At 48.2% G+C, this 6,586-nt stretch carries 7 protein-coding genes; all 7 read right to left on the reverse strand.

All coding sequences use genetic code 11. The features are described from left to right. Positions 1-147: 147 nt before the first annotated feature. Entirely contained in the window at positions 148-801 is a 654-nt protein-coding gene (rsmG, locus tag GEOB_RS19110; RefSeq protein WP_083767185.1) for a 16S rRNA (guanine(527)-N(7))-methyltransferase RsmG, read from the reverse strand. Next, positions 798-2,672, reverse strand: a complete 1,875-nt coding sequence (gene mnmG, locus GEOB_RS19115) for a tRNA uridine-5-carboxymethylaminomethyl(34) synthesis enzyme MnmG (protein WP_012648898.1) — start codon at positions 2,670-2,672, stop codon at positions 798-800. The genes rsmG and mnmG overlap by 4 nt, the downstream gene beginning before the upstream one ends. A 102-nt stretch (positions 2,673-2,774) precedes the next feature. Further along, entirely contained in the window at positions 2,775-4,142 is a 1,368-nt protein-coding gene (gene mnmE / locus GEOB_RS19120) for a tRNA uridine-5-carboxymethylaminomethyl(34) synthesis GTPase MnmE (RefSeq protein WP_012648899.1), read from the reverse strand. Between the two features lie 28 nt (positions 4,143-4,170). After that, positions 4,171-5,763, reverse strand: a complete 1,593-nt coding sequence (gene yidC / locus GEOB_RS19125) for a membrane protein insertase YidC (RefSeq protein ID WP_012648900.1) — start codon at positions 5,761-5,763, stop codon at positions 4,171-4,173. A gap of 22 nt (positions 5,764-5,785) precedes the next feature. After that, a complete protein-coding gene (gene yidD / locus GEOB_RS19915; RefSeq protein ID WP_268741667.1) occupies positions 5,786-5,995 on the reverse strand; it encodes a membrane protein insertion efficiency factor YidD in 210 nt (69 codons plus the stop codon). Further along, entirely contained in the window at positions 5,992-6,351 is a 360-nt protein-coding gene (rnpA, locus tag GEOB_RS19130) for a ribonuclease P protein component (protein ID WP_012648901.1), read from the reverse strand. The genes yidD and rnpA overlap by 4 nt, the downstream gene beginning before the upstream one ends. Then, positions 6,338-6,487, reverse strand: a complete 150-nt coding sequence (gene rpmH / locus GEOB_RS19920; RefSeq protein ID WP_083767187.1) for a 50S ribosomal protein L34 — start codon at positions 6,485-6,487, stop codon at positions 6,338-6,340. Before rpmH ends, rnpA begins: the two co-directional genes overlap by 14 nt. Positions 6,488-6,586 lie beyond the last annotated feature (99 nt).

Genomic DNA, 6,586 nt, shown 5'->3' on the forward strand with positions numbered 1-6,586 from the left:
CAAGTATCCGATTTTCCTGTTAAAATTCAAAGCTTGCAAAAACGCCCTGTAAGGGCATTTCTCCCCCTGGTCCAGGGCTTAGGCTGTTCCAGAAGACAAAATAGCCAGGATGACGATTTTGAAAGAAATCGCCATCCTGGCTGCCATTTATCCTGTTTTGCTCCTGATAAAAACTAAGCTGCGGGCATCGCCAATGGATGGTAGACGGAATTCCTCCACCGCGCTGACTGTCAGACCCATCTGCTCCAACTTTCCTTTCGCATGTTCCGCTTCCTCGCGTCCTTCTTTTCCCTTCATGGCAATGATCATTCCTTCAGGCTTCATAAGTCCCTTGGCCATACCGGCAAAGGTAAGGATATCGGAAAAGGCGCGAGAGACAACTGCATCGGCTTTGTTGTCCGGTTGCAGCTGTTCAGCTCTGCCATGGACGGCTTCGAAACCTGCCAATCCAATGAGTCTTGCCACGTTGCGCTGAAAGATTATTTTTTTCTCCACTGCGTCAACTGAAGTAACCCTAAGTGCCGGCATTATTATTTTCAGCGGGATGCAGGGAAAACCAGCACCGGAACCAATATCCACCAGCATGGCATCAGCCTTAACAAACTTGGCCAAGACCAGTGAATCGACAAAATGCTTTATGACAATATCTTCGTCAGACTTTATAGCAGTTAGATTAATTTTCCGGTTCCATTTCTTAAGTTCTTTCGCGTACAGAGCTAATTTTTCCACCTGATCGAAAGACAATTGCAATCCGAAATCCGCCGCCCCGCATTCCAGCATTTCTCTCGTTGCCGTATTCACTGCCCGCACCGCGATTTCAAGGCAATGGAAAGTATGGTTATGGCTGCCGGAGTTACCCCTGGGATACGTGACGCCTGGCCAAGGGTATCGGGCTTGAATTTATGCAGCTTCTCCTGAACCTCTGCCGACAATCCCGACAACCCCATATACTGCATATCCTGTGGAATCTTTGTGTGTTCCAGTTTTTTTGCCCTACCCACCTGCTCAAGCTGCCTGTCGATGTAGCCCTGATATTTTATCTGTATCTCCACCTGCTCCCGCACATCAGCCGGCGTCTCCATGATCTTCTCGTCAATCCTCGACAGATCGCTGCTGGTCACGTCCGGACGTCTGAGAAGCTGCTCATAGGTAAGAGCATTCTGCATCCCTTTCAGGTCAAAATCCTCAAGAAAATCGTCATCAACCTGGGAAGGGATCAGTTTTTCCTGGCGCAGTCGCTGCAACTCCTCTTTAATCATTTCTTTTTTCCTGAGAAATATCCCGTATTCTTCATCCCTGACCAGACCGATTTCGTAGCCCCGCTCCCGCAATCTCAGATCTGCGTTGTCCTCCCGCAACAGGAGCCTGTATTCGGCGCGGGAAGTAAACATGCGGTATGGTTCCTTGCTTCCCATGGTCACAAGGTCATCGATCATCACGCCGATGTAAGCGTCATTCCTGCCAAGGATAAGCGGCTCCCTTCCCTGCACCCGCAAAGCGGCATTGATACCTGCCAGCAACCCTTGGGCCGCAGCCTCCTCATAGCCTGAGGTACCGTTTATCTGCCCTGCATGATAGAGGTTCCTGGCCGGCTTTGTCTCCAGGGAGGCATGGAGCTGAATCGGGTCAACGTAATCATACTCGATGGCGTAGGCAGGACGCATTATTTCTACCCTTTCCAAACCTGCTATCGATCGGTAAAACTTCCACTGGACATCGATCGGCAGTGATGTGGAAAGCCCGCTGGGGTAGACCTCCACCGTATCCAGCCCTTCCGGTTCGATGAAGGTTTGATGGCGGTCCTTTTCCGGAAAGCGGACCACTTTGTCCTCTATGGACGGACAGTATCGTGGTCCTACCCCTTCGATGATCCCCGAGTATAGGGGGGAACGGTCCAGGCCAGAGCGGATGATGTCATGGCTCCGTTCGTTAGTATAGGCTATATGGCAAGGCACCTGCTTATTTAATATCCGCTCAGTTGAAAAGGAAAAGGGAATGGGCTGATCATCGCCATATTGGGCCTCAAGCCTGCCAAAATCGATGGTGCGACTGTCCAGCCTGGCCGGTGTTCCCGTTTTCAGCCTCCCAACATCGAAGCCGAGCTCCCTGAGATTGTCGGACAAGCCCACTGACGGAAGATCGCCCGCCCTACCCCCGCTGTAATGAACAAGGCCGATATGGATCAGGCCCCGCATGAAGGTGCCAGTGGTAAGAATCACTGTTTTGGCCATATGCCGCACCCCGGCTTTGGTGTCTACACCAACGACCGTCTCTCCATCCATAACCAGGGCAGTTACCTCTGCCTGCTTGAGGTGAAGATTTTCCTGCTCCTCCAGAACCCGTTTCATCCTGAGACGATATTGCTGCTTATCAGCCTGGGCCCTTGAAGCACGGACCGCCGGTCCTTTTTTTGTATTGAGGATGCGGAACTGGATGCCGGTGGCGTCGATGTTTTTCGCCATCTCGCCTCCCAGGGCATCAATTTCCTTGACCAGGTGCCCCTTAGCCAATCCACCAATAGCCGGATTGCAAGACATCAGGGCTATGGCATCCAGATTTATCGTTAACAATAAAGTTTCACAACCCATTCTGGCTGCCGCCAGAGCCGCCTCGCAACCGGCATGCCCCCCACCCACCACAATCACGTCATATTCTTTATCATATACTATCAACGTCCCACCCCAAATATATTGCCGATTATAAAACTTAACACCTTTTCAACAGTTACGCCTTTACCAGCAAGCCTTGACGGCATATGTTTCACGTGAAACATATCATTTGCCGATACAGAATTGTTGAAATATCCTGTCTAACACATCATCGGCTGTAGTTTCACCGGTCACAGCCCCCAACGAATCAAGAGCATCACGAAGATCAATGGCCAAGAGGTCAAGATTGACTTCACGATCCAGGTTATCCTTAAAGTTGGCAAGTGCATTACGACAACCAGTCAAGGCATCACGATGCCGCACTTGGGATATGGCAACAAATTCGCGACTGTCATGATCAGGAAGATGGATAAAGAAATCGAAAATGGCCTGCTGCAAATCGACCAGTCCGTGACCGGTATGGGTGGAAAGGGACAGGACAGGCAATTCTGGTTCAAAGGGAAGAACATAAGAGCCATCAATGTCAGACTTATTTTTAACGACCATGAAGCTGAATCCCGAAAGCCTCTCAAGTATCGACTGGTCTTCAGCACTAAAGGAAGATGATGCATCGACAACAAATAGGACCAGATCAGCTGAGGAAAGTTTTTCCAGTGACAGCTTAACCCCTTCCTTTTCCACATGGTCGTCTGATTCACGTATGCCGGCGGTATCCAACAATTTAACCGGAAGCCCGTTAATGGTCATTTGCTCTTCGATAAGATCACGGGTGGTGCCGGGAATGGCAGTGACAATTGCCCGCTTTTCTTGCAAAAGTGCATTGAGGAGACTTGATTTCCCCACATTGGGCTTGCCGGCGATAACAACCGAGACCCCTTCACGGATAATCCTTCCTTCTGAAAACCCTGACAGTAATTCATCCAACATTAGAAGTGAGGAATCGATATTCTGCCCAATATGTTCTTTGGCAGAAACATCAATATCTTCTTCGGGAAAATCAATAAAGGCTTCAAGAAAAGCCAGGGAAGAAAGGAGATATTCCTTCAATTGGAACAATTGTCGGGAAAGAAGGCCTTCACGCTGATGCTGGGCCAGGTTAAGGGACATCTCCGATTTGCTGTGTATGATATCCATAATGGCTTCAGCCTGAACCAGGTCGATACGTCCATTTAGGAAAGCACGTTTGGTGAACTCTCCTGGATCGGCAAGGCGCGCTCCCTGCCGCAGCACAAGGGCCAAAATGCGTCGAACGACCAGATAGCCGCCATGACAGTGGAGTTCAAGAACGTCTTCGCGGGTGAATGAGTTGGGTCCCCGCATAAGGACAACCATGGCCTCATCCAGAATAGCGGCAGAATCGGGATCGAATATAACCCCATAATAGAAACGGTGGCTTTTTAGGCCACCGTCACGACTCCTGCGGAAGATGCGATCGGCAATTGAAAGGCAATCCGGACCGCTTATTCTTATAATGCTTATACCACCCTCCCCAATGGGAGTACTGATCGCTGCTATTGTGTCACGCAGATACATCTCTTTTCACCCGATATTCAACGCCTGCTCAGGCAGGCAAAGACTTATTGATGTACGCCTGCTGGGCAATGGTCAGAATATTGTTGATGAGCCAGTACAATACCAGACCGGCAGGAAAATTGAGGAACATGAAGGTGAAGACGACCGGCAAGGCCAGCATCATCTTTGCCTGAATGGGATCCATGTTGGTAGGAGTCATTTTTTGTTGAATGAACATGGTCACACCCATGATGATGGGAGTTACATAATAGGGGTCCTTGGCAGAAAGATCGGTGATCCACAGCACAAATGGTGCATGGCGTAGTTCAATGGAAAACATCAAGGCCTTGTAAAGGGCGAAAAAGACAGGGATCTGCACAAGCATCGGCAGACATCCCCCCATCGGATTAACCTTGTGGGTCTTGTAAAGATCCATCACGGCGCGGTTCATAGCATCACGATCATTCTTGAACTTTTCCTTGAGCTCGACCATTTTCGGCTGCAGCTTTTGCATCTCCTTCATCGACTTATAGCTCTTGTGGGTGAGGGGAAAGAAAAGCACCTTGAGGATGATGGTAATGATGATGATGGCCAGGCCATAGTTATGGGTATAGGAATAAAAGAACTTGATTGAACGAAGAAGCGGCTTGGCTAAAGCAGAAAACCAGCCGAAATCGATGGCCTCTTCCAGTCTGCTTCCTTGGGCTTTAAGGATATCCAGATCCTTTGGACCATAAAAAAGGCGGTAATCCATTGATGCACTTTGCCCCGGATTGAGGGAAAGTGGTGAAGACGTGACGTTAGTCTGGACATAATTGTCGCTTATCTTAGCTACACGCGCAGAAGCTATGCTGTTTTTGACGGCAATGACGGCGTCCATGAAATATTTGTCGGCAAAGGCAGACCACGAAACATTATTGTCGAACTGCTTCGGCCCTTTCGCGATATCGGAGACCTTATCGGTTATTACTTTATCTCCAGCCATTGTGACAGGACCGTATACTTCATATCTACCATCGCCAGTCTCTGCAACCAGACGATTGTAGTTTATCAGCGAAATGGCTCCTTCAACCCGTGACGAACCGGTGTTGATCAATTCCTGATGAAGATTGATGCCATAACCATTACCGGAAAAGGAGTAGACCTTTTTCAGTATGACACCAGTCTGAGAGGTAACCGTGAACTCGATGGAAGATTTTTCGGTTCCCGCCAATTTAGTGTCCTTGGCTGAGGATTGGAATACCAGGCTCGGTTCCAGCCCAAAGCTTTTTCCTTCACTCAAGAGGGACAGCTTGTCACCATCAGACTCGTTCTTAAGGACGATATCCCGACCGACTGCTCCCGCTTTGTCTTTATAATGCTTCAGTTGAAAGCTTTGAAGACCGCCCCCTTTGGTGGAGAAGACGGCAATAAACAAATCGGTATCCACCACAATGTTACGAGCAGCAAGACCTGCCTGTGGAGTTGCTGCTGCAGGCACACTATCGATGGCAGAAAGTTTCGCAGAAGAAGGCTGGCTCTGCACAGCTGCAACCGGCCCGGCCTTTTCTTTCTGATTGGCTACCGGGGGTGGAAACATATACGAAAAAGCATACAAAACCACTATGGATAAAATAACGGCAATAACAACTCTTTTTTCCATAATTACTCCAATAACCAGAAAGTTATTTAACAGGATCATAGCCACCCGGATGAAAGGGGTGACACTTCAGAATACGCAGCACGGAATACCACAGGGCGGCCAGTAATCCGTGCTTCTCAAAGGATTGTAATGAATAATCTGAACAGGAAGGATAAAACCGGCAGGAGGCTCCCTTGTAAGGGGAGATAAACTTTTGATAAAAACGAATGATGAGAATAGCTGTTTGTCTCAGCATGGCTTTATATACAGGCGTTCCAGAGCATTAGCCAATTCCCTGCAAACCTGCTGATAATTCAGCTGCTCTGCACCTCTCTTGGCAATGATATTGTAATAAGCAACAGCAAAATGTTGTTTATTAAGTCTGTAAAACTCACGAACCAGCCGCCTGATACGGTTCCTGCAGACGGCATTTCCTACTTTACGACTGACAGTAATCCCGATTTTTGTCCAATCAGCTGAGACTAAACCCAAAATGATAAAATGAGCTGTATGGATCTTCTTCCCTGCATCTGAAACATGCAGGAACTGGGATCGCTTCAACAGCCTTTCGTCTTTTGTGAATGAATTTTGGGTATTATTTGGATGCAATTGATACCGCTAGGTTTTTGCGCCCTTTAGCCCGGCGTCGCTTAATAACGAGTCTGCCGTTCTTGGTCGACATTCTGACAAGAAATCCGTGGGTTCTTTTCCTGGAAACATTACTTGGCTGAAATGTTCTTTTCATCTCTAAAAGCTCCTTATATTTACATGTGGTGATTGGTAATGTTGTTTAAAAATAAGCTGTAAAATTAAACATAATACCCGTGATTTGTCAATGAATTAT

The sequence above is a fragment of the Geotalea daltonii FRC-32 genome, from assembly GCF_000022265.1.
Taxonomy (GTDB): domain Bacteria; phylum Desulfobacterota; class Desulfuromonadia; order Geobacterales; family Geobacteraceae; genus Geotalea; species Geotalea daltonii.

Bases quoted from the DNA above. Each gene is read 5' to 3' on its own strand.
- mnmE (WP_012648899.1), bottom strand. From the start codon at position 4,142: ATGTATCTGCGTGACACAATAGCAGCGATCAGTACTCCCATTGGGGAG.
- rpmH (WP_083767187.1), bottom strand. From the start codon at position 6,487: ATGAAAAGAACATTTCAGCCAAGTAATGTTTCCAGGAAAAGAACCCAC.
- yidC (WP_012648900.1), bottom strand. From the start codon at position 5,763: ATGGAAAAAAGAGTTGTTATTGCCGTTATTTTATCCATAGTGGTTTTG.